Origin of the sequence: Bradyrhizobium sp. NDS-1 (assembly GCF_032918005.1) — a bacterium.
Classification (GTDB): domain Bacteria; phylum Pseudomonadota; class Alphaproteobacteria; order Rhizobiales; family Xanthobacteraceae; genus Bradyrhizobium; species Bradyrhizobium tunisiense.
Window position 1 is genome coordinate 6,059,425 of sequence record NZ_CP136628.1, and the last position, 23,162, is coordinate 6,082,586.

Annotated in this window: 23 protein-coding genes and 1 riboswitch; of the genes, 15 read left to right on the forward strand and 8 right to left on the reverse strand. The window is 65.2% G+C overall.

Annotated elements, in window-relative coordinates:
- Positions 1–89: 89 nt before the first annotated feature.
- A complete protein-coding gene (locus RX330_RS28240; protein WP_317243985.1) occupies positions 90–1,328 on the reverse strand; it encodes an MFS transporter in 1,239 nt (412 codons plus the stop codon).
- 171 nt (positions 1,329–1,499) lie between these two features.
- On the opposite strand from RX330_RS28240, the gene RX330_RS28245 reads away from it, so the two are divergent.
- The 8 genes from RX330_RS28245 (at position 1,500) to RX330_RS28280 (ending at position 11,005) form a co-directional block, all read left to right on the forward strand.
- Positions 1,500–3,161, forward strand: a complete 1,662-nt coding sequence (locus RX330_RS28245) for a bifunctional metallophosphatase/5'-nucleotidase (RefSeq protein WP_317240651.1) — start codon at positions 1,500–1,502, stop codon at positions 3,159–3,161.
- A 133-nt stretch (positions 3,162–3,294) separates the two neighbouring features.
- Entirely contained in the window at positions 3,295–4,224 is a 930-nt protein-coding gene (locus RX330_RS28250) for a histone deacetylase family protein (protein ID WP_212080903.1), read from the forward strand.
- A 74-nt stretch (positions 4,225–4,298) separates the two neighbouring features.
- Positions 4,299–4,550: an exodeoxyribonuclease VII small subunit gene (locus tag RX330_RS28255; protein WP_212080902.1), complete on the forward strand. Its 252-nt coding sequence runs from the start codon at positions 4,299–4,301 to the stop codon at positions 4,548–4,550.
- Positions 4,551–5,146: 596 nt separating this feature from the next.
- Positions 5,147–7,075, forward strand: coding sequence for a 1-deoxy-D-xylulose-5-phosphate synthase (gene dxs, locus RX330_RS28260; RefSeq protein WP_212080901.1), 1,929 nt, complete (start codon positions 5,147–5,149; stop codon positions 7,073–7,075).
- Positions 7,076–7,266: 191 nt separating this feature from the next.
- On the forward strand, positions 7,267–7,821 hold the full coding sequence (locus tag RX330_RS28265; RefSeq protein WP_317240652.1) for a nucleoside 2-deoxyribosyltransferase: 555 nt from the start codon (positions 7,267–7,269) through the stop codon (positions 7,819–7,821).
- Between the two features lie 27 nt (positions 7,822–7,848).
- Positions 7,849–8,583, forward strand: coding sequence for a TlyA family RNA methyltransferase (locus tag RX330_RS28270; protein WP_212080899.1), 735 nt, complete (start codon positions 7,849–7,851; stop codon positions 8,581–8,583).
- Complete coding sequence (locus RX330_RS28275) at positions 8,576–9,823, forward strand: class I SAM-dependent RNA methyltransferase (protein WP_317240653.1); 1,248 nt, start codon at positions 8,576–8,578, stop codon at positions 9,821–9,823. Before RX330_RS28270 ends, RX330_RS28275 begins: the two co-directional genes overlap by 8 nt.
- Before the next feature lie 102 nt (positions 9,824–9,925).
- Positions 9,926–11,005 carry an Acg family FMN-binding oxidoreductase gene (locus tag RX330_RS28280; protein WP_317240654.1) on the forward strand — a complete coding sequence of 360 codons (1,080 nt, stop codon included), beginning with the start codon at positions 9,926–9,928 and terminating at the stop codon, positions 11,003–11,005.
- On the opposite strand, the gene RX330_RS28285 is transcribed toward RX330_RS28280, so the two are convergent.
- A complete protein-coding gene (locus RX330_RS28285; RefSeq protein ID WP_317240655.1) occupies positions 11,002–11,619 on the reverse strand; it encodes a hypothetical protein in 618 nt (205 codons plus the stop codon). The two genes, RX330_RS28280 and RX330_RS28285, sit on opposite strands and share 4 nt — an antisense overlap.
- Positions 11,620–11,728: 109 nt before the next feature.
- On the opposite strand from RX330_RS28285, the gene RX330_RS28290 reads away from it, so the two are divergent.
- Positions 11,729–12,556, forward strand: a complete 828-nt coding sequence (locus RX330_RS28290; protein ID WP_212080895.1) for a nucleotidyltransferase domain-containing protein — start codon at positions 11,729–11,731, stop codon at positions 12,554–12,556.
- A 17-nt stretch (positions 12,557–12,573) separates the two neighbouring features.
- On the forward strand, positions 12,574–13,347 hold the full coding sequence (locus RX330_RS28295; protein ID WP_317240656.1) for an enoyl-CoA hydratase/isomerase family protein: 774 nt from the start codon (positions 12,574–12,576) through the stop codon (positions 13,345–13,347).
- 27 nt (positions 13,348–13,374) lie between these two features.
- Here the strand turns inward: RX330_RS28295 and RX330_RS28300 are convergent, their stop codons facing one another.
- Both RX330_RS28300 and RX330_RS28305 read right to left on the reverse strand, forming a co-directional pair.
- Positions 13,375–14,010: a hypothetical protein gene (locus tag RX330_RS28300; protein ID WP_317240657.1), complete on the reverse strand. Its 636-nt coding sequence runs from the start codon at positions 14,008–14,010 to the stop codon at positions 13,375–13,377.
- Between the two features lie 158 nt (positions 14,011–14,168).
- The gene (locus RX330_RS28305; protein ID WP_212080893.1) at positions 14,169–15,026 is read right to left on the reverse strand and encodes a DUF1194 domain-containing protein; all 858 of its coding nucleotides are present in this window, start codon (positions 15,024–15,026) and stop codon (positions 14,169–14,171) included.
- Between the two features lie 251 nt (positions 15,027–15,277).
- Positions 15,278–15,355, forward strand: a riboswitch (Fluoride riboswitch).
- A gap of 98 nt (positions 15,356–15,453) precedes the next feature.
- On the opposite strand from RX330_RS28305, the gene RX330_RS28310 reads away from it, so the two are divergent.
- The 3 genes from RX330_RS28310 to clpS all read left to right on the forward strand — a co-directional run bounded on the left by RX330_RS28310 (position 15,454) and on the right by clpS (position 17,595).
- Positions 15,454–16,662 carry an MFS transporter gene (locus RX330_RS28310; protein ID WP_317240658.1) on the forward strand — a complete coding sequence of 403 codons (1,209 nt, stop codon included), beginning with the start codon at positions 15,454–15,456 and terminating at the stop codon, positions 16,660–16,662.
- Between the two features lie 28 nt (positions 16,663–16,690).
- Positions 16,691–17,074, forward strand: coding sequence for a fluoride efflux transporter CrcB (gene crcB, locus RX330_RS28315; protein ID WP_212080891.1), 384 nt, complete (start codon positions 16,691–16,693; stop codon positions 17,072–17,074).
- A gap of 215 nt (positions 17,075–17,289) precedes the next feature.
- Complete coding sequence (gene clpS / locus RX330_RS28320; protein ID WP_212080890.1) at positions 17,290–17,595, forward strand: ATP-dependent Clp protease adapter ClpS; 306 nt, start codon at positions 17,290–17,292, stop codon at positions 17,593–17,595.
- Positions 17,596–17,598: 3 nt separating this feature from the next.
- Here clpS and RX330_RS28325 read toward each other — a convergent pair whose 3' ends face one another.
- The 4 genes from RX330_RS28325 to fabI form a co-directional block, all read right to left on the reverse strand.
- Complete coding sequence (locus tag RX330_RS28325) at positions 17,599–18,789, reverse strand: adenylate/guanylate cyclase domain-containing protein (RefSeq protein WP_317240659.1); 1,191 nt, start codon at positions 18,787–18,789, stop codon at positions 17,599–17,601.
- Between the two features lie 98 nt (positions 18,790–18,887).
- On the reverse strand, positions 18,888–19,976 hold the full coding sequence (gene aroC / locus RX330_RS28330; RefSeq protein WP_212080888.1) for a chorismate synthase: 1,089 nt from the start codon (positions 19,974–19,976) through the stop codon (positions 18,888–18,890).
- Positions 19,977–20,035: 59 nt separating this feature from the next.
- The gene (locus tag RX330_RS28335) at positions 20,036–20,635 is read right to left on the reverse strand and encodes a histidine phosphatase family protein (RefSeq protein ID WP_317240660.1); all 600 of its coding nucleotides are present in this window, start codon (positions 20,633–20,635) and stop codon (positions 20,036–20,038) included.
- A 12-nt stretch (positions 20,636–20,647) separates the two neighbouring features.
- A complete protein-coding gene (gene fabI / locus RX330_RS28340) occupies positions 20,648–21,463 on the reverse strand; it encodes an enoyl-ACP reductase FabI (RefSeq protein WP_212080886.1) in 816 nt (271 codons plus the stop codon).
- Positions 21,464–21,636: 173 nt separating this feature from the next.
- Here fabI and RX330_RS28345 point away from each other — a divergent pair, with 173 nt between their 5' ends.
- Positions 21,637–22,125, forward strand: coding sequence for a sigma-70 family RNA polymerase sigma factor (locus RX330_RS28345; protein WP_212080885.1), 489 nt, complete (start codon positions 21,637–21,639; stop codon positions 22,123–22,125).
- Positions 22,126–22,228: 103 nt separating this feature from the next.
- Positions 22,229–22,999: an anti-sigma factor family protein gene (locus RX330_RS28350; protein WP_317240661.1), complete on the forward strand. Its 771-nt coding sequence runs from the start codon at positions 22,229–22,231 to the stop codon at positions 22,997–22,999.
- Positions 23,000–23,162: the final 163 nt, after the last annotated feature.

Below are 23,162 nucleotides of genomic sequence, written 5' to 3' on the forward strand. Positions count from 1 at the left end.
CGTAGGTGGGTTAGCCGTAGGCGTAACCCACCGTTTCCGACTGATTGGAAACAGAAGAGGTGGATTACGCTTCGCTAATCCACCCACGGCTACGAGGCTGCGAGCTTGGCCTTTCCCCCCGGCCGCCACAGCACCACGCCCGCCGCGACGAGATCCAGCACGACGCACATCGCAAACGCCGTCGTGTAGTTGCCGGTGAGACTCCGCACCAGCCCGACGATGCCGGGGCCGAAGGCGCTGACGACGCCGCCGATCGACGTGCCCAGTCCCATGGCGGCGGCGAAGGCGCTGGCGCCGATCTCGCGCTGGATGATCAAGGGCGGGAACGTGATCATGTTGCCGATCGAGAAGCCGTAGACGGCGCAGCACACCAGCAGCACCGTCGGATCCGTGCTCTGCAGGAGAACGAACAGCGCCGCGGCCTGGCTCGTCATCGAGGCCGCGCAGGCGAGACGCGGATCGAGGCGGTCGACGAACAGGCCGAGCGACAGGCGGCCGACCACCGCCATCGCCGCCATGACGGTGACCGCGAGCCCTGCGGCCGAGCGGCCGATCAGCGGCTCCAGAAACGTCACCTGGTGGACGATGAAGCCCATCTGCGCCAACAGCGCGATCGCGATCGGCAATACCATGGTCCAGAACGCTGCGTTGGCGAGCAACGTCTTGCGGGAAGGGCCTGGCGCGGCCGCGCCGCCACCGGCAGGACCTCCGCCTGATGCGAGCGACATCCCGGCGGGCCAGCCTATGAACGTCACCACCACCGGCAGCACCAGCACCATCATCGCGAGCGTGGCCGCCAGCATGGCCGAACGGAATCCGATGCTGCCGCTCAGCGACAAGAGCAGCGGGACGAGAATAATGCCTCCGCAGGTCGCGCCGTTGAAGGCGAGACTGAGCGCGAGCCCGCGCCGCCGCTCGAACCAGGAATTCAGCACGGTCGCGATCACCACGGTGCCCATGCCGGTCCAGCCGACCGACATCAGGCCATAGGCGAGATAGAGCTGCCAGGGCGTCTGCATCAGCGCCAGCAGCACCGTCGAGGCTCCGAGCGCCACCAGCCCGCACAGGATCAGCGATCGCAACCCGATGCGGGCGAGCAGATCGTCGGTAAAGATGACGAGCACGGAAGTGAGGAGGAACGAGAACGTGCTTGCCGCGGAAATCAGCGTGCCCGGCCAGCCATGCGCGCGCTGCAACTCGGCAAGATACACGCCCTGACCGTAAAGGCCGAAGCCGAACATGAAGAAGGCCATCAGGAAGCAGGCCAGAACGACGCGCCAGCCGCGGTAGTGCAGCGAGGATTCGTCGACGCTGGTTGCGGCAATCATCAATCGAGCAATCGGCCAAATGGAAGCGCGTGAGATCGTTCACCACAACCACCGGTTTTTCAAATGAAACATTGTAGCCAATTGTTGCGGCGCGCCGCGGCGGCCGCCTCCATGTTCCGGCCCTGCGGAATGCTTCGTGAAATCTTCGCGCGGAACGACTAATCTTGTCCCATGCGATACTCCGCCATCATCTCCGCGCTCGCGCTCACAGTCATCACCGCCCTCCCCGCCCCGGCGCAGACCGTCGCGCCGGTCGAGCTGCGCATCCTCGCGATCAACGATTTCCACGGCAATCTGCGCCCGCCGCCGAGTGGCATCCGCATCGGAGATCCCGAGGATAAAGCCAAGAAGGTGATGGTCGCGGCCGGCGGTGCCGAATACATGGCAACGCTGGTCAAGCAGCTGCGCGAAGGACACAAGAACACGATCTTCGTCGCCGCCGGCGACCTGATCGGCGCGAGTCCGTTCTTGTCGGCGATGTTTCACGACGAGCCTTCGATCGAGTCGCTCTCGATGATGGGGCTTGCGATCAGCTCGGTCGGCAATCACGAATTCGACGAGGGGAAGACCGAGCTGCTCAGGATGCAGAACGGCGGCTGCCATCCGGTCGACGGCTGTCAGGGACCGCATCCGTTCACGGGCGCCAAATTCCACTATCTCGCCGCATCCACCGTGGAGACCACGACGGGCAAGAGCGTGCTGCCGCCCTTCGAGATCAGGGAGTTCGACGGCATCCCCGTCGGCTTCATCGGGCTGACGTTGAAGGAGACCGCCGGCATCGTCTCTCCGGCGGGCATTGCCGGCCTCGAATTCCGCGACGAGGCCGAGACGGTGAACGCACTGGTGCCGCAGCTGAAGGCGCGCGGGGTCGAGGCGATCGTGGTGCTGATCCACCAGGGCGGCGAGCCCGCCGGCGACTACAATGAATGTCCCGAGATCACGGGCCCGATCGTCGACATCGTCAAAAAATTCGACCGTGCCGTCGACGTCGTCGTCAGCGGTCATACCCATCGCGCCTATGTCTGCGACATCGACGGACGGCTCGTCACCAGCGGCGACAAATACGGCACGCTGGTCACCGCGATCGATCTCAAGCTCGACCCGGCAAGCCGCGACATCGTCGGCGCCAGCGCCGAGAACGTCATCGTCGCCACGGCCTCGCTTGCAAAGGACCCCGACCAGACCGCGTTGATCGAGGCCTACGACAGGCTGTCGGCGCCAATCGCCAACCGGCCGGCCGGATCGGTCACGCAGACGCTGTCGCGCATTCCGAACGATGCCGGCGAAAGCGCGCTCGGCGACGTCATCGCGGATGCGCAATTGTTCGCAACCCGCGACGCCAAGGACGGCGCCGCCGTCATCGCACTCACCAATCCCGGCGGCATCCGCACGGACATCGTTCCGAAGGAGAACGGCGCGATCACCTTCGGCGATGTCTTCGCCAGCCAGCCGTTCCGCAATCGCCTGGTCACGATGACGATGACGGGCAACCAGTTGAAGGACATGCTGGAACAGCAATGGCTCGATCCGAAGCGACCGCGGATCCTGCAGGTGTCAAACGGATTCAGCTATGCCTGGGATGCGGCAAAGCCATTCGGCGAGCGCGTGACCCCCGAGACGATGACGCTCAACGGCAGGCCGATCGAACCCGGAAGCGGCTACCGCGTCACCCTCAACGATTACCTCGCCGTCGGCGGCGACGGTTTTACCGTCGCCAAACAGGGCACGGCTCCGCAATATGGCGGCTACGACGCGGACGCGCTGTTCGCGTTCTTCCGGGCGCACGGGCCGATCGGTCCGCTGCCGCCGACCCGCATCCTGCGCGTGAATTGATCCGGATCAAACGGGCCGACGCGGGCCGACCCTTTGCCATTGCCGTCCAAACGCCTAGATTGGGTTTTGCATTGCGTTTTGGCGCCGGATGCGCCAACGACGCCAAAAGCCCGTTTCCTGTGAGGCCGACCTGATGAGCACGCTTCTCCTTTCCCACAAGGCCTGCCTCGACCATGTCACGCCGCCGGGACACCCTGAGAGGCCGGATCGTCTGCGCGCGGTGGAAGAAGCCCTGTCAAAGGAGCGCTTCCAGTTTCTGGTGCGCGACCAGGCGCCGGAGGGCGATCTCGATCTCGTCACGCTGTGCCACAACGAGGATTACGTCACCGAGCTGCGCCACATCGCGCCGACCAGCGGACAGGTCTATATCGACGGCGACACGTCGATGTCGCCGGGCACGTGGGAAGCGGTGATGCGCGGCGTCGGCGGCGCGGTCGCAGCGACCGAAGCGGTGATGACTGGCGAGCATCGCAACGCCTTCGTCGCGGTGCGCCCGCCCGGCCATCACGCCGAGATCGGCAAGCCGATGGGCTTCTGCTTCTTCGACAATGTCGCGATCGCCGCGCGCCATGCCCAGCGCAAATACGGCATCAAGCGCGCGGCCATCGTCGATTTCGACGTGCATCACGGCAACGGCACGCAGGACATCTTCTGGTCGGACCCGACCGTGATGTACTGCTCGACGCACCAGATGCCGCTGTTTCCGGGCACCGGCGCCAAGAGCGAGCGCGGCGACCACGACACCATCGTCAACGCGCCGCTCGCCTCCGAGGACGGCGGGCCGGAATTCCGCTCCGCGTTCGAGAATCTGATCCTGCCGCAACTCGAGAGATTCAGCCCCGAGCTCGTCGTCATTTCCGCGGGCTTCGACGCGCACTACCGCGACCCCCTGGCTTCGCTGAACTTGCGCGCGGAGGACTATGCCTGGGTGACGCGCAAGCTGATGGATCTCGCCGACAAGACCGCGGGGGGCCGCGTTGTTTCGGTGCTCGAGGGCGGCTATGACCTGCAAGGACTGAAAGAATCTGTTACGGCGCATGTCGGCGCCTTGATGGGCGCCTGACGACGCCCGCCACATTAAGCCCGCAAAACCCGCCTTCACTGCCAGGTGAGCGAATCGGGCAATCGGAAACGGATATGGCCGAAAATATTCAAGTCGACGTCTCCAGGCTCACCTTCGAGCGTGCGATCGAGGAACTCGAGACGATCGTGAAGCGCCTCGAAGACGGCAAGGTGCCGCTCGAAGAATCCGTGACGATCTATGAGCGCGGCGAGGCGCTGAAGCGCCGCTGCGAGGAATTGCTGCGCCAGGCCGAAGCGCGCGTCGACAAGATCACCACCGATGCCAGCGGCCAAGCCACCGGCACTGCCCCGCTCGACGTCCAGTAAGCCACGGCTTCCCGCACGGCTCCTGCCCGGTTCTGACCGCGCTTGGCCCTCCGGCGGGGGAAGCATAGCGGGCCGGGTTTTCGCGATCGCAGGACGCCGTCCTAGGAGGCATCTGCGGTTCCATGGGCAAGTGCACGGGGCCGGCCGTGCGCGAGACCGAAAAGACGTGGTTTCCCGGCAAAAGCCCGCCAGGGAACCGCGCCGAGCAGGAACCGCTCGCCCCGGACCGCAGTTAACTACTCTGGCCCGACGGTTGCATCTGCATACCCCTAATCGGTCCTACGGGTTGGCTTTGGCCCAAGCTTTGGTGTAAAGCTGCGCAGAGTGTGGCTTTTTGCAAGCCTTGCGTGGGCACCGATTGTCGACGACAAGCGCTTCAAATTGCTGATGAAATTGGCTGGGACGGACGAAGCCGATCTACGTGACAGGGATCACAGAGACTGAACCGGAGAGCACTTAAGCTTACCTAAGCTTGAAGACGGGGCCTTGCCCCATGCAGGTGGCTCCGACGGTTTGAGGACTCGCGCTGCGCCGATATTGAGCAAACCCATCGCGCACCGGAATGACCTTCCGGCGCTGACAAATTGGAAATCGCCGTGAACGCATACAGTAAAACGCCGCTTCTCGACACCATCCGGACGCCGGACGACCTGCGCAAGCTCAAGATCGAGCAGGTTCGCCAGGTTGCCGACGAGCTGCGGCAGGAGACCATCGATGCCGTCTCGGTCACCGGCGGTCACTTCGGCGCAGGTCTCGGCGTGGTCGAGCTTACCACCGCGATTCATTACGTCTTCGACACGCCGCGCGACCGGCTGATCTGGGACGTCGGCCATCAGGCCTATCCGCACAAGATCCTCACCGGCCGGCGCGACCGCATCCGTACCCTGCGCACCGGCGGCGGCCTGTCCGGCTTCACCAAGCGCAGCGAGAGCGACTACGATCCGTTCGGTGCGGCGCATTCCTCCACCTCGATCTCCGCCGGCCTCGGCATGGCGGTGGCGCGCGACCTCTCCGGCGGCAAGAACAACGTTATCGCCGTCATCGGTGACGGCGCGATGTCGGCCGGCATGGCCTATGAGGCCATGAACAACGCGGGAGCGATGAACTCGCGCCTGATCGTCATCCTCAACGACAACGACATGTCGATCGCGCCGCCGGTCGGCGCCATGAGCGCCTATCTGTCGCGCCTCTACTCCGGCAAGACCTATCGCACGCTGCGTGATGCGGCCAAGCAGATCAACAAGCGCCTGCCCAAGATCATCGCCAACCGCGCCAACCGCGTCGAGGAATATTCCCGCGGCTTCATGATGGACGGCGGCACGCTGTTCGAGGAGCTCGGCTTCTACTATGTCGGTCCGATCGATGGCCACAATCTCGACCATCTCCTGCCCGTGCTGAAGAACGTCCGCGACATGGAGACCGGCCCGATCCTGGTCCACGTCGTGACGCAGAAGGGCAAGGGCTACGGCCCGGCGGAAGCGTCCGCCGACAAGTACCATGCCGTCGTCAAGTTCGACGTCGCGACCGGCACGCAAGCCAAGTCCAAGCCCAATGCGCCGGCCTACCAGAACGTGTTCGGCCAGAGCCTCGTCAAGGAAGCCGAGAAGGACGACAAGATCGTCGCCATCACCGCGGCGATGCCGTCCGGCACCGGCGTCGACATCTTCAACAAGGCCTTCCCCGACCGGACCTTCGACGTCGGCATCGCCGAGCAGCACGCGGTGACCTTTGCCGCCGGTCTTGCGAGCGAAGGCTACAAGCCGTTCTGCGCGATCTACTCGACCTTCCTGCAGCGCGGCTACGACCAGATCGTGCATGACGTCGCGATCCAGAACCTGCCCGTCCGCTTCGCCATCGACCGCGCCGGCCTCGTCGGCGCCGACGGCGCGACGCATGCCGGCTCGTTCGACAACGCCTATCTCGGCTGCCTGCCGAACATGGTGATCATGGCGGCGGCCGATGAGGCCGAGCTCGTGCACATGGTGGCGACCCAGGTCGCGATCAACGACCGTCCGAGCTCGCTGCGCTATCCGCGCGGCGAAGGTCGCGGCATCGAGATGCCGGAGGTCGGCATTCCGCTCGAGATCGGCAAGGGCCGCATGATCCGCCAGGGCAGCAAGATCGCCCTGCTCTCCTTCGGCACGCGCCTCGCCGAATGTGAGAAGGCGGCCGACGAACTCGCAGCCCATGGCCTGTCGACCACGATTGCGGACGCGCGCTTCATGAAGCCGCTGGACACCGAGCTGGTGCTCAAGCTTGCCCGCGACCACGAGATCCTGATCACGATCGAGGAAGGCTCGGTCGGCGGCTTCGGCTCGCATGTCGCGCAGTACCTGACCGATCAGGGCGCGCTCGACACCGGCATGGTCAAGTTCCGCTCAATGGTGCTGCCCGACGTGTTCCAGGACCACGACACGCCGGCGGCGATGTACGGCCGCGCCGGTCTCGACGCCAAGGGCATCGTCGCCAAGGTGTTCGAAGCGCTCGGCAAGGACGTCAAGGCCGAGACCGTCAAGCTCGCCTGAGGCTGCTTTCTTTACCTCTCCCGCAAGCGGGAGAGGTCGGATCGCGTAAGCCATCCGGGTGAGGCTTTCGCCTCTTGGGGGTCTCGCTTGCCGGGACACCCTCTCCCCAACCCTCCCCCGCAGGCGGAGGGAGGGAGCGCAGTTTTCGCCGTGGTTCGCAGCTCGCCTGAATTTCTCCGAAGCACTCAGCCATGAAAATTTACCTGGCAGGTCCCGACGTGTTCCTGCCGGATGCCATCGAGATCGGCCGGCGCAAGCGCGATATCTGCGCGGCTCATGGCCTGACCGGCCTGTATCCCCTCGACAACGCCATCGATCCCACCGCGCCCGATGCCTCGCGCCAGATCTTTTGCGGCAACGAGGCGATGATGGAGGAGGCCGACGCCATCATCGCGAACCTCACCCCGTTCCGGGGCGCCGGTGCAGATCCCGGCACCGTCTACGAGCTCGGCTACATGGCCGGCCGGCGCAAGTTCTGCCTCGCCTATTCCAACGACGGCGCCGCCTATGCGGACCGCGTCGGTCGCTTCATGGCAGTGACGCCGGAAGACGGCCGGCTGGTCGACGCAGAGGGGCTGACGGTCGAGGATTTCGGCCTCGTCGACAACCTCATGATGATCCATGCGCTGGAGCTGCACGGTTGCCCACTGGTGACGCCCGCCACGATGCCGATCGATGTCTGGCACGATCTCGCCGCGTTCGAGGCTTGCGTCCGGATGGCGGCCGCGCGATTGATCGCTACATAAGCAGACTAATCGTCCCATGAGAGCGTGATGCCCCCTGCCCGTAAGCGCGCGGATGTATTGCTGGTCGAGCGCGGCCTGTTCGAGAGCCGTGCGCGGGCACGCGCGGCGATCGAGGCCGGGCTCGTCACGGCCGACGACAAGCCGGTCACCAAACCGTCGGAGACGATTGCCGAGGATGCTGTAATTCAGGCCGAGCCCGCGCATCCTTACGTCTCCCGTGGCGGCGTCAAGCTGGCCGGCGCGCTGGAGCGCTATCCGATCGAGATCGAGGATCATGTCTGCCTCGACGTCGGCGCTTCCACCGGCGGCTTCACCGAGGTGCTGCTGGCGAACGGCGCCAGCCTGGTGTTCGCAATTGATGTCGGCACCAGCCAGCTGCATCCCTCGCTTCGAAATCATCCCAAGATCGTGTCGATGGAGGAGACCGACATCCGGAGCTATGACGGCAAGCGGTTGCCGGCGCGGCCCGACGTCGTCGTCATCGACGTCAGCTTCATCTCGCTCAAGACGGTGCTGCCGGTGGCGCTGTCCCTCGCCGCCGCGCCAATGAGCCTGCTGGCGCTGATCAAGCCGCAATTCGAGGCTGAGAGGAAGCACAACAAGAAAGGCATCGTCCGCGACGCCGCCGTGCACCGGGAGATCTGCGACGACATCGCCGCCTTTGCCGCTTCGCTGGGCTGCACTCATATCGAGGTGTTTCCCTCCTCGATCGCGGGCGGTGACGGCAATATCGAATTCTTTCTGGGCGCGCGCCGTGGTTGAGCGCCTGACCATCGATCACGTCGGCCATCGCGGCGACGGCGTCTGCCTCGCGACGGGCGATGCGGTCTATGTGCCCTACACGCTTGCCGGCGAGACCGTCGAGGTCGATCACGTCGTGGGCCACCATCCCGACCGCCGCAAGCTGCTCGCAGTCGATGTCGCAAGCCCCCAGCGCATCGAACCGTTCTGTCCGCATTTCGGCGTCTGCGGCGGCTGCGCCATCCAGCACTGGGCGGCAGAACCCTATCAAGCCTGGAAGCGCGGTATCGTGGTCGAAACGCTGGCGCAGGCCGGCATCGATTGCGCGGTGGCGCCACTGGTCGATGCCCATGGCGCCGGCCGGCGGCGCATCACGCTGCACGGCCGCTTCGGCACGCATGACGTCCTCAAGGTCGGTTTCTCCGCGACGAGCTCGCACGACGTCATTCCGATTCATCGCTGTCCCATTCTCGATCCCGGACTCGAGGGCGCGCTCGAGGCCGCATGGGCACTCGCCGAACAGCTGACGTCCAAGATGCCGGTGACGAAGCCGCTCGACATCCAGGTCACAGCCACCGCCAACGGCCTCGACGTCGACGTGCGCGGCTCCGGGCCGTTGCCGACGGCGCTCGTCACGGCGCTCTCGCGCGTCGCCGAACAGCACCGCCTGGCGCGGCTAACGCGGCATGGCGAGTTGGTGCTGCAACGCGTGCCGCCGACGGTGAAGATGGGCCGCGCCGAGGTGACGCTGCCGCCGGGCTCGTTCCTGCAGGCAACCGTCGCGGGCGAGGAGACGCTGGCCGCGCTCGTCGCCGAACGCATCGGCAAGGCCAAGGAGGTTCTCGACCTTTTCTGCGGTGTCGGCCCGTTCGCGCTGCGGCTCGCCGAGAAGGCCCGCATCACCGCCTATGACAACGACGCCGGCGCAATCGCGGCGCTGGCAAAAGCCGCGCGCACGCCGGGCCTGAAGCCAATCAAAGCCGAGCCACGCGACCTGTTTCGCCGCCCCTTGGTGCCGCCGGAGCTGCGCGACTTCGATGCCGTGGTGTTCGACCCGCCGCGCCAGGGCGCGCAGGCGCAGGCGCTGAAGCTCGCCGCGAGCAAGGTGCCGGCGGTGATCGCGGTATCCTGCAACGTCGCCACGTTCGCCCGCGACGCGCGACTGCTGATCGATGGCGGCTATCGGCTGGAGGCGGTGGTACCGGTCGACCAGTTTCGCCACACGCCGCATGTGGAGCTGGTGGCGCGGTTTACGCGGTAGCTCATCGTCATCGACCTTGATTCCGGTCAATCGTCGCAGCGCGATCGGCGTTATGAACGGTCTGCGTCATGGAGCGCGATCTGAGACACGGAGCGGAAGCCTGTGTTTGACCGACGACAGTTCATCGCAACCGCGCTCGGGTTGTCCGCGGCTGCGATCAGCGGCTTCCCTGCCGCGGGAGCACCGATGACCTACGACGAGGCGGTGGACACATCACGGACCCCGCTGCAAGCAGCGCCACGGGATCGCGAGCTCGTGCGCTTTGCCACGCTCGCCGCCAACAGTCACAATACCCAGCCGTGGACATTCTCCGCTCGCGGCAACGAAATCGCGATTGCCCCGGATTTCACCCGCCGCTGTCCAGCCGTCGATCCGGACGATCACCACCTCTTCGTCAGTCTCGGCTGCGCCGCCGAAAACCTCATCCTCGCGGCGTCCATCCTGGGCTGGCGCGCCGACCCCGTCATTGACGGCGACCGGATCGTGATCGCGCTCGAGCAAGCCCCGCCGGCCGCATCGGCGTTGGCGGCCGCGATTCCGGTCAGGCAGTGCACCCGCGCGACGTTCGACGGCAGGCCCGTCGCGCCCGACACCTTGCGCCGGCTCGAGGATGCCTGTCGCGAACCTGACGTCACAACCATCCTGATGACCGAACGCGCCGCGATCGCCGGGGTCACCGACTACGTGCTCGAAGGCAATTCGGCGCAGATGCGCGACAAGGCCTTCATGCGCGAGCTCGTGAGCTGGATTCGTTTCAACGAGGCGGAAGCGCTCGCGACCATGGACGGGTTGTTCGCGACCGCCTCGGGAAACCCGTCCCTGCCGTCATGGCTGGCGCGACCGCTGTTGAAGCTCTTCTTCACCGAGAGCGGGGAAAACAAGAAGTACCGCGAACAGCTCGCCAGCTCGGCGGGCGTTGTCGTGCTCGCTGCAGATCGCAGTGACAAATCGCACTGGATCGCGGTCGGACGCGCCTGTCAGCGCTTCGGTTTGCAGGCGACCGCGCTGGGACTCAAGTATTCCTTCGTCAACCAGCCGGTCGAGGTGGCGGCGCTGAGGTCGCAATTTGCGGCCTCGCTTGGACTGGGCGAACGACGATGCGATATCGTGATGCGCTTCGGAGCCGGTCCGGACCTGCCGAAATCGCCGCGGCGTCCGCCGGAACTGGTGATGCGATCCTAACGCCGCAGCCCGCTCAGCGCCGGCGACTCGCCGGGCAGCATGTTCGATCGGATATCGCTGTCCATGCGGCCCGAGTCCTGCTGGACGAAGCCGGCGCCGAACGACAGGCTGAGATTGGAGGTCGGCTTGATTTCGACGCCCGCAAATGCGCTGTAGCCGGGTGCCGCACCCGACGTCAGCGGCGCAACCGAACTGCCGATGCCATTGCCATATTTCAACGTGTCGAAGCCGGCGAAGAACGTCACGGGCAAACCGCCGACGGTTTTGGTGCTGTAGCCGAACTGCGTACTATCATAGGAGAGCGCGCTGAAATTTCCAGCAAATCCGGCCTGACTGAGTCCGGTCTGACTGAGGCCGCTCCAATTGAGATTGCCGCGCTGGCTGCCGACGAAGAAGCCGCTCGCCGCGCCGCTACGCCAATCCGCATCGCCAGCATTGAAGCTGGTGAAATTGCCATATGTATCGGAACTCTGGTTGGCGCCGCCGCTGAGACCGAAAGGCCCGCCGGGCACCCAATATCTCAGCGGCGCGACCTGGGCCTGAACCGGGGCCGCGATCGGGCAAAGCACAGCGAGCAAGGCTACGACAACGGATGAAGGGGCAAGGCTGGACATTGAAGCTACCGTCAAGACTTTTGCAGATTATACTGCCTTGATATGGCCAATGCCAGCGTCGCGGCCGCACCAATGTCGCGGCCATGAGCCGTCCCGACAACTGAAACTCATGCCCCCCGATCCGTTGCTCTCGCGCCTGATATTCGCCTTTCGCGACGTCCCCGGCGTCGCGGCCATCGTGCTCGGCGGCTCGCGCGCGCGAGGCAGCGCGCATCCCTCCTCCGATTTTGATATCGGGCTCTACTTTGCCGCCGCGAGCCCGCTCGACACCGAGCGGCTGCTGGCGGCTGCGAAGGAGATCGCTGACGATCCCGCCGCCACGACCGTGACGCCGGTTGGCGAATGGGGGCCGTGGATTATCGGCGGTGCCTGGCTGTCGGTGGAAGACCGCAAGGTCGATCTGCTCTATCGCGATGCCGATGCGGTCGAAGCCGTGATGAAGTCCTGCCATGCTGGCCTCGTCACCATGGATTATCAGCCCGGCCATCCGCACGGCTTCTGCTCGGCGATCTGGATGGGCGAGATCGCCTATTGCCAGCCCCTGCACGATCCCGAGAGCCTGATCGCGCGGCTGAAATCGATCGCCCTGCCCTATCCTCGCGCGCTGCGCGACGCCCTGATCCGACGCTTCCAGTGGGAAATCTCATTCGGCATCGAGAACGCCGAGCTCGCCATTGCGCGCGGCGACCGGACCCACGTCGCAGGATGTCTCTACAGATCGCTCTCCTGCATCGCTCAGGTGCTGTTCGCGCTCAACGAACGCTATCTCATCAACGAGAAGGGCGCGCTGCACGAAGCGGTCCTGTTGCCGCTGACGATCCCGCATCTGGCGGAATGGACCGACGACGTTTGGCGGCTGATCGGCGATGGCGCCCTTGCACCCGCTTGTGACCTCTTGCGCCACATCGACCGCGAGTTGAAGGTGCTGTCCCAATGAGAAGCATGGAGAACGCGGTGACATCTGACGATCCGGTCTCTTACGAACGTCTCGGCGACGTCGCCCGCATCACGCTGCGCCGGCCGCCCGTCAATGCGCTGGGCCTCGAGATGATCCGCGGCGTTGTCGCAGCGTTCCGCCGCGCGGCAGACGATGACGGCGCGCGCGTTGTCGTGCTGGCGAGTGCAATTGCAAAACGCTTCTCGGCGGGCCTCGATCTCGACATCCTGCTCGGCAGATCCGGCGCCGAGATCCGCGAATTCCTCCAGGCGCTCTATATCGACCTCTACGATGCCCAGTACGGGCTGGGAAAACCGTCGATCGCCGCGGTCGGTGGCGCGGCGCGGGGCGGCGGCATGACGATGGCAGTGTCCTGCGACGTCGTGCTGGCTGCCGAGAGCGCGACGTTCGGCTATCCCGAGATTGACGTCGGCGTCATCCCGGCGATCCATTACGCGCATCTGCCGCGCATCGTCGGACGCCATCGCGCCTTCGAGCTGCTGTTCACCGGCCGGGTCTTCAGCGCCATGGAAGCACGCGAGCTTGGCGTCATCAACCGCGTCGTCGGCGATGCCGAGCTCGAGACGGAAGTGCTGAAGCTCGCGGCGCAATTCTCCGCCAAATCGGCCGCAGTGCTGCGGATGGGCCGCGCCGCCTTCATGCGCCAGATCGATCTCGACTATCGACGCAGCATTGCAAGCGCCGTGGACGATTTCTGCAACGTCGCGACGTCGGATGAGGCACAGGAGGGCCTGCGGGCGTTCGTGGAGAAGCGGCCGCCGAAATGGTGAGGACGGCAGGCTGCGCCGGCGCTGCGTTCAGGCGGTCTTGTCGAGCGTAGAGGAGGAATCGGCCGGTGGATATTTCGTCACCGGCACCATGAACGACTTCGTGCCGATCTGATAGATGACCCTGCCGTTCTGTCCGTCATCGGTCGCGATCTGCGCCTGCCCGAACATGATGACGTTCTTGTAGACGGTGCCCGTACCCTGACGGGTGACGCCGTCGGTGGTGACGCTGACCTGGGCTTCCTTGCCGTTGACGGAAAGCACCTTGAAGCTCGCGCTCTTGCCGTTGTCGGGAGAATAGCCGCCCCAGCTTCCCATGAGACGGCTGTCGGACGGTGGCGGGTCCTGCTTCTCGAGATTGGCGGTCTGCTTGCCGGCACCGCCAACGGAGTACAGCAGCACCATGTTCTTGCCGTCCTTGGTGCCGACAGTCACTCCACCGAAGGTGATCAGCGAGCCTTGGACCTCTGCAAAACCACGCTCGGTACGCCCGTTGTGCGTATACTCGACCTGCGCCCGGGCACCGCGGATGTTGATGACATTGAAGCTGACCGGCTGGTTGTTGCCGACCCAATTGCCCTTCCATTCACCGAGCAGCCTGCTCTGGCGGAAGACCCGCTCGTTGGCGGGCGATATCTGGCTGGTGGTCGCTGAGATGGTGGCCATTGATCTACTCGGTGGACGGGCCTGACAAACCCGCTTTCGTTCGCGTCCGATCGAAAACGAACTGAAACACCCGGATTAGGGTCACGTGCCGGTTAACGAGGGGTTAAGTTCAACCACTGGGCGAGATGGGGCGAAAGGTCCCAACTGGCGGTACGCTCTCAGCGGCCCCAGCGATCCGACCAGATCTTCTCGCCGATCATGCAATTGACGCGCGGCTCCTTGTCCGCAACCCGCATCACGGGACGCTCCGGCGTGCGGCCGGCGACCTCCATCAGCAGCTTGGTGCGGATCGCTTCCTTGAACTTGTCGCGTTCCTTGATCGTGATGACGAAGGAGCCGGGACCGCCGATGACGCAGTCCTCGTAGTAGAAATCGAGATTGTCGATATCCATGGTCGAATAGGACGGCTCCTTGACCATGATCGGCAGACCGTTGATGACGATGCCTTTCTCGAGCGCGGCGTCGCGCGCCACCGTGACCGGCCCGCCATTGTTGTTGGGCCCGTCGCCGGAAATGTCGATCACGCGGCGCAAGCCGCGATAGGGATCCTCGTCGAACAGCGGCATCGCGAAATTGATTGCGCCGGAGATCGAAGTGCGCGATGCGCGCCGGATCGGCGTCTTCATGATCTCGGCGGCGACCGCATCCGCCGTCTCGGGTCCGTCGACCAGCCGCCAGGGGATGATGATCTTCTGGTCGCTCGAGGCCGCCCACTCGAAATAGGTCACCGCGATCCGGCCGTTCGGACCGAGCTTCAGAGCCTGGAGGAACTCCTTTGACTGGATCGCCTGGGCGTAGCCCTCGCGCTGGATCGCGAGCTCGTCCATGTCCATCGAGTAGGAGACGTCGACCGCGAGGATCAATTCGACGTCGACCGCGTCCTTGTCGGCGGCCAGCCGCTGCGGCTGAGTCTTGGGCGGCTCAAACTTTGGTCCTGGTGCCGCGATGCCCGCGACATCCCCTCCGGCAAGCATGCCGGCCACAAGCACAGCCCCGATCGAGAACAGCAAGCGCATCGCAGCAGTCTCCCGTCGTATGACGCGATGGTGACATGCAAACGCCTTGCCGCAAAGCGCGAAGATCGCTTGCACTTCACATTCGAGTTAGAGATTTCGCGATTTGCGCAAAGCTGCCGCCATGTTGCCGTGCTCGCGCCGCCGGAACACGGCCGGCCACTCAAGTTGCCCGCGAAGCGCGGGCCCTGATACGAAGCGAGGGACAGCGCTTCCCGCCCACTTGTCCGGCACAATTTCCATGCTAGGCTGACCGCACAGATGGGAATGGAGTCTCCCGACAACCGCCCGGCGGTCCGTGACCGTAGTGGGCTGATGACTCCTGCTCGAGGTGAGGCAATCGTTGAGCCCTCTGCCTTTGGCGGGAGCATGGACAGGCCCGCCGACGGCGGGCTTTTTGCTGCCTTGAAAGGAACGGTCAGGAGAAGGCGTGACCACGACGACACCGAATGCTGCGCGGACCTCACTGCCCAGGGGAATCTGGGTGCTCGGTTTCGTCTCGATGCTGATGGACATCTCCTCCGAGATGATTCATGCGCTGCTGCCGATCTATCTCGTTACCGTGCTCGGCGCCTCCACGCTCACCGTCGGATTCATCGAGGGCATCGCCGAGGCAACCGCCTCGATCACCAAGATCTTCTCCGGCGCGCTGTCGGACTGGCTCGGCCGCCGCAAGCTGCTCGCTGCGCTCGGCTACGGGCTGGCTGCCTTCACCAAACCGCTGTTTCCCCTCGCGCCAAGCGTCGGATGGCTGGTGGCGGCACGCTTCATCGACCGCGTCGGAAAGGGCATCCGTGGTGCGCCGCGCGACGCCTTGATCGCCGATATCGCCCCGGTCGGCCTGCGCGGCGCAAGCTTCGGGCTGCGGCAATCGCTCGACACCATCGGCGCCTTCCTCGGGCCGCTCGTGGCGATCGGCCTGATGTGGTGGACGGCGGACAATTTCACCCTGGTGTTCTGGGTGGCGGTGCTGCCGGCGTTCTTGTCGTTCGGGCTGATCGCCTTCGCCGTAAGCGAGCCTGACCCGGACCTGAGCCGCGAGCCGGCGAAGAACCCGCTCAATCTTGCCGCGATGCGGCAGCTCGGAGCGGTGTACTGGCGCGTCGTCGCAGTCGGAATCGTCTTCACGCTGGCGCGCTTCAGCGAGGCCTTCCTGATCCTGCGCGCACAGAACATCGGGCTCAGCGTGATGTGGGTGCCGGCGGTGCTGGTGCTGATGAACATCGCCTATGCGCTGTCGGCCTATCCGGCCGGCGTGCTGTCGGACCGGATCAACCGGACCGGCCTGCTCGCGCTCGGCTTGGTCTTCCTCGCCGCCGCCGACCTCGCGCTGGCCATGCTCCCGAGCCTTGCGGGCCTCGCGCTCGGCGTCGTGCTGTGGGGGCTGCATATGGGACTGACGCAAGGCCTGCTCTCGGCCATGGTCGCCGACGCCGCGCCGCCGAGCCTGCGCGGCACGGCGTTCGGCTATTTCAACCTGTTCACGGGCCTCGCCCTGCTGGCGGCGAGCGTGATCGCCGGCGCGTTGTGGGACGTCTACGGTCCCCAAGGCACGTTCCTCGCCGGCCTCGGCTTCGCGCTGGTCTCGCTCATCGGGCTATTCGCGATCGGCAAGGGGCTGGCTGCAAGGAACGCATGATGCAGGTCGCAAACCAGGGAACGGGACTTTGAACATCCAATACATTCTGGCAGTCGCTGCCGGCGGGGCGCTGGGCGCGGTCCTGCGCTATCTGATTGCCATCGGTTCGGGCCGCGCGTTCGGCACTGACTTTCCCTGGGGCACCCTGATCATCAACGTGACGGGATCATTCCTGATCGGCATCTTCGCCGCGCTGTTCGCGACGAGATGGAACCTGCCGCAGGCCGCCCGGATATTCTTGACGGTCGGAATCTGCGGCGGATACACGACATTCTCGACCTTCTCGCTGGATGCCTGGTATCTGATCGAGCGCGGTCAGACCCTTGCCTCGGCCGCCTATATGATTGCATCGGTGGTACTGTCCGTGGGCGCGCTGATCGCCGCGATGCAAGTTGTTCGCGCCCTGCCGTAGAGCATGATCTGGACCCGAAGGGCCGCGTCAGCGCGTGCAGCGGTTTTCCGAAAGATCGTGATCAAACAAGAACCTGATGCGGCGCATGCGCGATCAGTGCATCCCTGCCCATCTGCAACGGCATGATAGCGGGCGCCAGCCATCTTGGAGAAGCCGGAGCGCCTGCAATATGATGCGACCGCTGGAGCTCATCAGGGCCGGATATCTGGGACACGATGAACGACACCGTCACCAAACCGAAGACGCGGACAAAGACCAAGGTCGAGCGGCCGAAGCTGCACAAGGTCATCCTGATCAATGACGACTACACGCCGCGCGAATTCGTCACCATGATCCTCAAGGCCGAGTTCCGCATGACCGAGGATCAGGCTTACAAGGTGATGATCACCGCACACAAGCTGGGCGCCTGCGTCGTTGCCGTGTTCACCAAGGACGTCGCCGAGACCAAGGCGACGCGCGCCACCGACGCGGGCCGCGCCAAGGGCTATCCGCTGCTGTTCACGACCGAGCCGGAGGAGTAAGGCTCAGCCGCCTGCCGCGTGCGTCTCCTCCACCAGCCCATACACCCGCTGCGCCTTGGAGAACCCCGCGATCGGAAATTCTCCGAGCTCGTGCCAATCGTGGCGGCAGACATTGGCAAAACCCTCCGACGCCACGACGGTCCGTCCCAGGCGTCCCGTGATCTTCTCGAGCCTTGCGGCGAGGTTGACGGCCGGTCCGATGCAGGTGAAGTCCAGCCGGTTGCCGCCGCCGATATTGCCGTAGAGGATGTTGCCGACGTGCAGCGCGACGCCGAAGCGGAAGCGCTCGACGACGTCGCCGACCGGAAAGGCGAGCGCCTCGACGTTGGCGCGGGATTCACGCGCCGCCTCCAGCACACCCGCGCAGACATGGGCGGCGTCGCCGACATATTCGTCGATCGGAAATACCGCGAGCAGGCCATCGCCCATGAATTTCAGCACCTCGCCGCCATGGCCCCGGATCGCAGTGACCTGGCAGTCGAAATAATGGTTGAGGATGGCGGCTACTGTCTCGGCCGGCAAGCGGTCCGACAGCGCGGTGAAGCCGCGCAGATCCGAGAGCCAGATCGCAGCCTGCATGGTGTCGTTGTGGCCGCGGCGGATCTGGCCGCCGAGGATGCGGGCGCCGGCGCGATTGCCGACATAGGTGTCGAGCAGCATCTCCGCCGTGCGGCGCAGGCTGACGATCTCGCTGACGCGCGCGAGCGGCGCTATGATGGCCCGGATCGCTGCGATGTCGTCGTCGCTGAAGCCGCCGGGCTGCCGCGTCATCCAACTCGTCGCGTGGGTCGAGCCGTCGAGGAACGGCAGCGGCACGGCGACATAGTCGGTCACGGCTTCGGCGCGCATGTCGTTGACGATCGGGAACCGCTGGCTGCGCGGATCGTCGACGCGCCCCCTGACCTCAATCCCCTGCTCGAATACGATCCGAAGCGGGCTCTGGGCGAACTCCGGCGAGTCCAGGACATCGAACTCGACGGCGCCGATTTCGACCTCTCCGCCCTGCCGCCAGATGAAGTTGCGGCCGAATATTTCGGGATGGAGCGTGCGGATGAAAATGCCGAACCGGAACACCGGCAGACCGGCCGCGACCAGACGCTCACAAAAATCGGCGATCATCTCGGCGGGCTCGACCGACGACCAGGCGCCGTCGATCAGCCAGTTGGAGACGCGCTGAAGCTCGGAGCTGTTCATGTCCGCATTTGCGGACGAAGTTGTGAGCCCGTCAAGCTGCGCGGTGGGCTAGTGTCGCGCCGGGAAGTTGACCTCTCTCTACGGGAGCGGTGAAGACGTCAGCGCCCCACCTGCCCGCGATCGCGCAGGAAATGATCGGCCAGCACGCAGGCCATCATGGCCTCGCCGACCGGAACGGCGCGAATGCCGACGCAGGGGTCGTGGCGGCCTTTCGTGAAGATCTCGGTGTCGGCGCCCTGGCGATCGACGGTCAGACGCGGCTGCAGGATCGACGAGGTCGGCTTCACGGCGAAACGCACCACCACCGGCTGGCCCGTGGAGATGCCGCCCAGCACGCCGCCGGCATGGTTGGAGAGGAAGCGCGTGCCGTCATTGCCGGTGCGCATCTCGTCGGCGTTTTCTTCACCCGTGAGCTCGGCCGCGCCGAAGCCGGCGCCAATCTCGACGCCTTTCACAGCGTTGATCGTCATCATCGCACCCGCGAGGTCGGAATCCAGCTTGGCGTAGATCGGCGCGCCAAGGCCGGCCGGCACGCCTTCGGCGACGATCTCGATCACCGCGCCGATCGAGGAGCCGCTCTTGCGGATGCCGTCGAGATAGGTCTCGAAGAACGCGGCCTTGTCCTTGTCGGGGCAGAAGAACGGGTTCTTCGCAATCTCGTCCCAATCCCATTTGGCGCGGTCGATCTTGTGCGGTCCCATCTGCACCAGCGCGCCGCGCACCTTTACGTCAGGAAGCACTTTTCGCGCGATCGCGCCGGCGGCAACGCGCGTCGCGGTCTCACGCGCCGAGGAGCGCCCGCCGCCGCGATAATCGCGCAGGCCGTATTTGGCCTCATAGGTGAAGTCGGCATGACCGGGACGAAACTTGTCCTTGATCTCGGAATAGTCCTTGGAGCGCTGGTCGGTGTTCTCGATCAGGAGCCCGATCGGGGTGCCCGTCGTCACCTGCACGCCGGTCTCCGGATGCGCCATCACGCCGGAGAGGATTTTGACCTGGTCCGGCTCCTGGCGCTGGGTGGTGAAGCGCGATTGGCCCGGCCGGCGGCGGTCGAGATCGCCCTGGATATCGGCCTCGGTGAGCGGGATCATGGGCGGGCAGCCGTCGACCACGCAGCCGATTGCCACCCCATGGCTCTCGCCGAAGGTGGTGACGCGGAACATGTGGCCGAAAGTATTGAAGGACATCGCTGCTCGCAGGGCTCGGTTCCAGCGTGTGGTAACGCGCGAGGCGCTGGGGGTCAAACCTAACTGAACTTCTCCAGCCGCCCGTCGCGGAACACGTAGACGGCGCCCTGCTCAATATAGAGTTCGGCGGCGCCGGCGGGGGTCTCGATGCCCAAAGCCACCATCAGGGCCCGGCATGTGCCGCCATGGGCGACCGCGACGGTGTCGACCAGAAGCGACTCGTACCAATCGAGCATGCGCAGCTGCACCGCCGCATAGGTCTCCCCGCCGGCGGGCGCGACCGTCCATTTGTCGGCGAGGCGCCTTGCATAGACGTCGGGATCGGAGGCCTCGCTTTCAGCCAGCGTCAGCCCCTCCCAGGTGCCGTAACCGATCTCGCGCAGGCGGTCGTCGAGCGAATAGTCGGCAGGCGGCAGTTCGAGCTTGGCGCGCGCGAGCTCCATGGTCTGGCGCGCACGCCCGAGCGGGCTCGACACGTAGGGCAGCGCCGCTCTGTCCTTGCCGTCGCGCCTGAGTAGATCGGCCAGAACGTCAGCCGCCTGCACGGCCTGGCCGTGGCCGCGTGCGTTCAGCGGGATGTCCTGGGTGCCCTGAAGCCGCCCGAGCGCATTCCACTCGGTCTCGCCATGGCGAAGGAAGTAGATCGTGGGCACGGACATTGCGGCTGAAAGTCAGTCCTTGCCGCCGAAGGAGATATCCGGCGCGTCAGGGCGCTTCATGCCGAGCACGTGATATCCGGAATCGACGTGATGCACCTCGCCGGTGACCCCGCGCGAGAGGTCGGAGAGGAAATAAAGCGCGCTGCCGCCGACGTCTTCGGTCGAGACGTTGCGCCGCAACGGCGCATTGGTCTCATTCCACTTCAGGATATAGCGGAAGTCACCGATGCCGGATGCGGCGAGCGTCTTGATCGGACCTGCCGAGATCGCGTTGACGCGGATGTTCTTCTCGCCGAGATCGGCGGCGAGATAGCGCACGCTGGCCTCCAGCGCCGCCTTGGCAACACCCATGACGTTATAGTGCGGCATCCATTTCTCGGCGCCGTAATAGCTGAGCGTGATCAGCGAGCCGCCGTCCGTCATCAGCTTCTCGGCGCGCTGCGCCACTGCCGTGAACGAATAGCAGGAGATCAGCATCGACTTGGAGAAATTCTCCGGCGTGGTGTCGACGTAGCGGCCATCGAGCTGCTCGCCATAGGCGATCGCATGCACCAGGAAGTCGATCTTGCCCCACTTCTCCTGCAGCACCGCGAAGGCGGCATCGATGGTCGCGGCATCGGTGACGTCGCAATGGCCGAGCACGAGACCGCCGATCTCGGCGGCGAGCGGTTCGACGCGCTTCTTCAGCGCATCTCCCTGATAGGTGAAGGCGAGCTCGGCGCCGGCGGCGTGGCATGCCTTGGCGATGCCCCAGGCGATCGAGCGGTTGTTGGCAAGCCCGAGGATCACCCCGCGCTTTCCTTGCATCAGACCTGAATTCTGCGCCATTTTTGAACGTCCCGTCGAACTCGTGCTGAGGTCTGGAGGTACACCAGCCCTCCCCTGCGGTACAGTCCTAATACGCCGCGTTAACGCTGTTTCGAGCGCCGGAATAGCCGTTCCGTTCGGGTGTTATGATCGCTATGGGCGCTTGCGCCTGATACCAGGACGTCAAGACCGCAATGAGCGCGTTTCGCCAGAGTGTGGAAGCCATGATCCCGGCGTTGCGCCGTTACGCCCGCGCGCTCACGCGCGAGGCGGACGCGGCCGATGATCTGGTGCAGGACACGCTGGTGCGGGCGCTGCGTTCGGAGCGATTGTTTCTCGGAGGCGACGTCAGGAGCTGGCTCTACACGATCCTGACCAACCTCAACAAGAACCGGCGGCGCTCGCTGGCAAGGCGGCCGCAGTTCATGCAGCTGACGGAGAACAACCCGGATGCCAGCGGCACCGAAGCCGAAGGGCGCGATATCGAGAGGGCACTGGCGACGCTCGTCGAGGAGCAACGTTCGGTGCTGCTCCTGGTGATGCTGGAGGGCATGAGCTACCGCGAGGTCGCCGACATTCAGGGCGTGCCGATCGGCACCGTGATGTCGCGCCTGGCCCGCGCGCGCGCCCACGTCAAGGCCTCGCTGGAAGGCGAGCGCCCGACGCTCAGGCGGGTGAAATGATGGCGGGGTTGATGCATCGCGTATCGTCCGCCCGCCTGCCGATGGAGCGAGCGACGTTGCGCCAGGAAGAACATTTTGGGCGGCAGAGCCAGAGACGAGCGATATGAACGACCGCAGCATTCCGATCACCGAGGACGAACTGCACGCCTATGTCGACGGAGAGTTGCCGGCCGAGCGCCGCTCTGACGTCGAGGCCTGGCTTGCCGCCCATCCTGACGAGGCCGAGCGCGTGCACTCCTGGCGCGCCATGGCCGAGATGCTGCACGCCCGCTACGACGCCGTCGCCCAGGAGCCGGTGCCGGCGCGGCTGGAGCTCGAGCGGCTCGAACGTCGCCCGCGGCAATGGCTCTATGGCGCCGCCGCCGCCGTGCTGGTTGCTTTCGTCGCCGGCGGCACGGCCGGCTGGATCGCCCATGGCGCCGCCAGCGCACCCTCGACCTTCCAGAACTTTACCGCGGACGCGCTCGACGCCCACCGCCTCTATGTCGTCGAGGTCCGCCACCCCGTCGAGGTCGGCGGCAACGAGCGCGACCACCTCCAGGCCTGGCTGACCCGGCGCTGCGGCTGGACCGTGTTCGCGCCGAACTTGGAGGCCAGCGGGCTGAAACTCGTCGGCGGCCGGCTCCTGCCGGGGCCGAACGGCCCAGCCTCGTTCCTGATGTATGAGGGCGTCTCTGGCGAGCGCTACACGATCTACACCGCCAAGACCGATAATGGTGCGACGCAAATGCGCTACGCCAGGGCGGACAAGGATGGCGCGTTGTTCTGGGCCGAGCGCGGCGTCGGCTACGTCGTCAGCGGCGGCGGCGATCGCGACCGGCTGACCAGGGTGGCGCAGGCCGTCTACGATCAGGCCGAGAAAAGCGGCACCTGAGCAACGCAAACAGGCGGTGCCTCGATTCCGTCATTGAAAATTTGGAATGAAGACATCTGCGCGTCTCATTATCGCACCGGATGATCACGCGAAAATGAGCAGCGTTCGATCCGCCGATCGACGCGGGCGGCCTCGATTGGGGTTTTTGGTACCGCGCTGGTCC

Bases quoted from the DNA above. Each gene is read 5' to 3' on its own strand.
- RX330_RS28335 (WP_317240660.1), bottom strand. From the start codon at position 20,635: ATGTCCGTGCCCACGATCTACTTCCTTCGCCATGGCGAGACCGAGTGG.
- RX330_RS28290 (WP_212080895.1), top strand. From the start codon at position 11,729: ATGCCCCCCGATCCGTTGCTCTCGCGCCTGATATTCGCCTTTCGCGAC.
- RX330_RS28245 (WP_317240651.1), top strand. From the start codon at position 1,500: ATGCGATACTCCGCCATCATCTCCGCGCTCGCGCTCACAGTCATCACC.
- fabI (WP_212080886.1), bottom strand. From the start codon at position 21,463: ATGGCGCAGAATTCAGGTCTGATGCAAGGAAAGCGCGGGGTGATCCTC.
- RX330_RS28250 (WP_212080903.1), top strand. From the start codon at position 3,295: ATGAGCACGCTTCTCCTTTCCCACAAGGCCTGCCTCGACCATGTCACG.
- RX330_RS28285 (WP_317240655.1), bottom strand. From the start codon at position 11,619: ATGTCCAGCCTTGCCCCTTCATCCGTTGTCGTAGCCTTGCTCGCTGTG.
- RX330_RS28325 (WP_317240659.1), bottom strand. From the start codon at position 18,789: ATGAACAGCTCCGAGCTTCAGCGCGTCTCCAACTGGCTGATCGACGGC.
- aroC (WP_212080888.1), bottom strand. From the start codon at position 19,976: ATGTCCTTCAATACTTTCGGCCACATGTTCCGCGTCACCACCTTCGGC.
- RX330_RS28240 (WP_317243985.1), bottom strand. From the start codon at position 1,328: ATGATTGCCGCAACCAGCGTCGACGAATCCTCGCTGCACTACCGCGGC.
- RX330_RS28270 (WP_212080899.1), top strand. From the start codon at position 7,849: ATGCCCCCTGCCCGTAAGCGCGCGGATGTATTGCTGGTCGAGCGCGGC.
- RX330_RS28300 (WP_317240657.1), bottom strand. From the start codon at position 14,010: ATGGCCACCATCTCAGCGACCACCAGCCAGATATCGCCCGCCAACGAG.
- RX330_RS28265 (WP_317240652.1), top strand. From the start codon at position 7,267: ATGAAAATTTACCTGGCAGGTCCCGACGTGTTCCTGCCGGATGCCATC.
- RX330_RS28350 (WP_317240661.1), top strand. From the start codon at position 22,229: ATGAACGACCGCAGCATTCCGATCACCGAGGACGAACTGCACGCCTAT.
- RX330_RS28305 (WP_212080893.1), bottom strand. From the start codon at position 15,026: ATGCGCTTGCTGTTCTCGATCGGGGCTGTGCTTGTGGCCGGCATGCTT.
- clpS (WP_212080890.1), top strand. From the start codon at position 17,290: ATGAACGACACCGTCACCAAACCGAAGACGCGGACAAAGACCAAGGTC.
- RX330_RS28255 (WP_212080902.1), top strand. From the start codon at position 4,299: ATGGCCGAAAATATTCAAGTCGACGTCTCCAGGCTCACCTTCGAGCGT.
- RX330_RS28345 (WP_212080885.1), top strand. From the start codon at position 21,637: ATGAGCGCGTTTCGCCAGAGTGTGGAAGCCATGATCCCGGCGTTGCGC.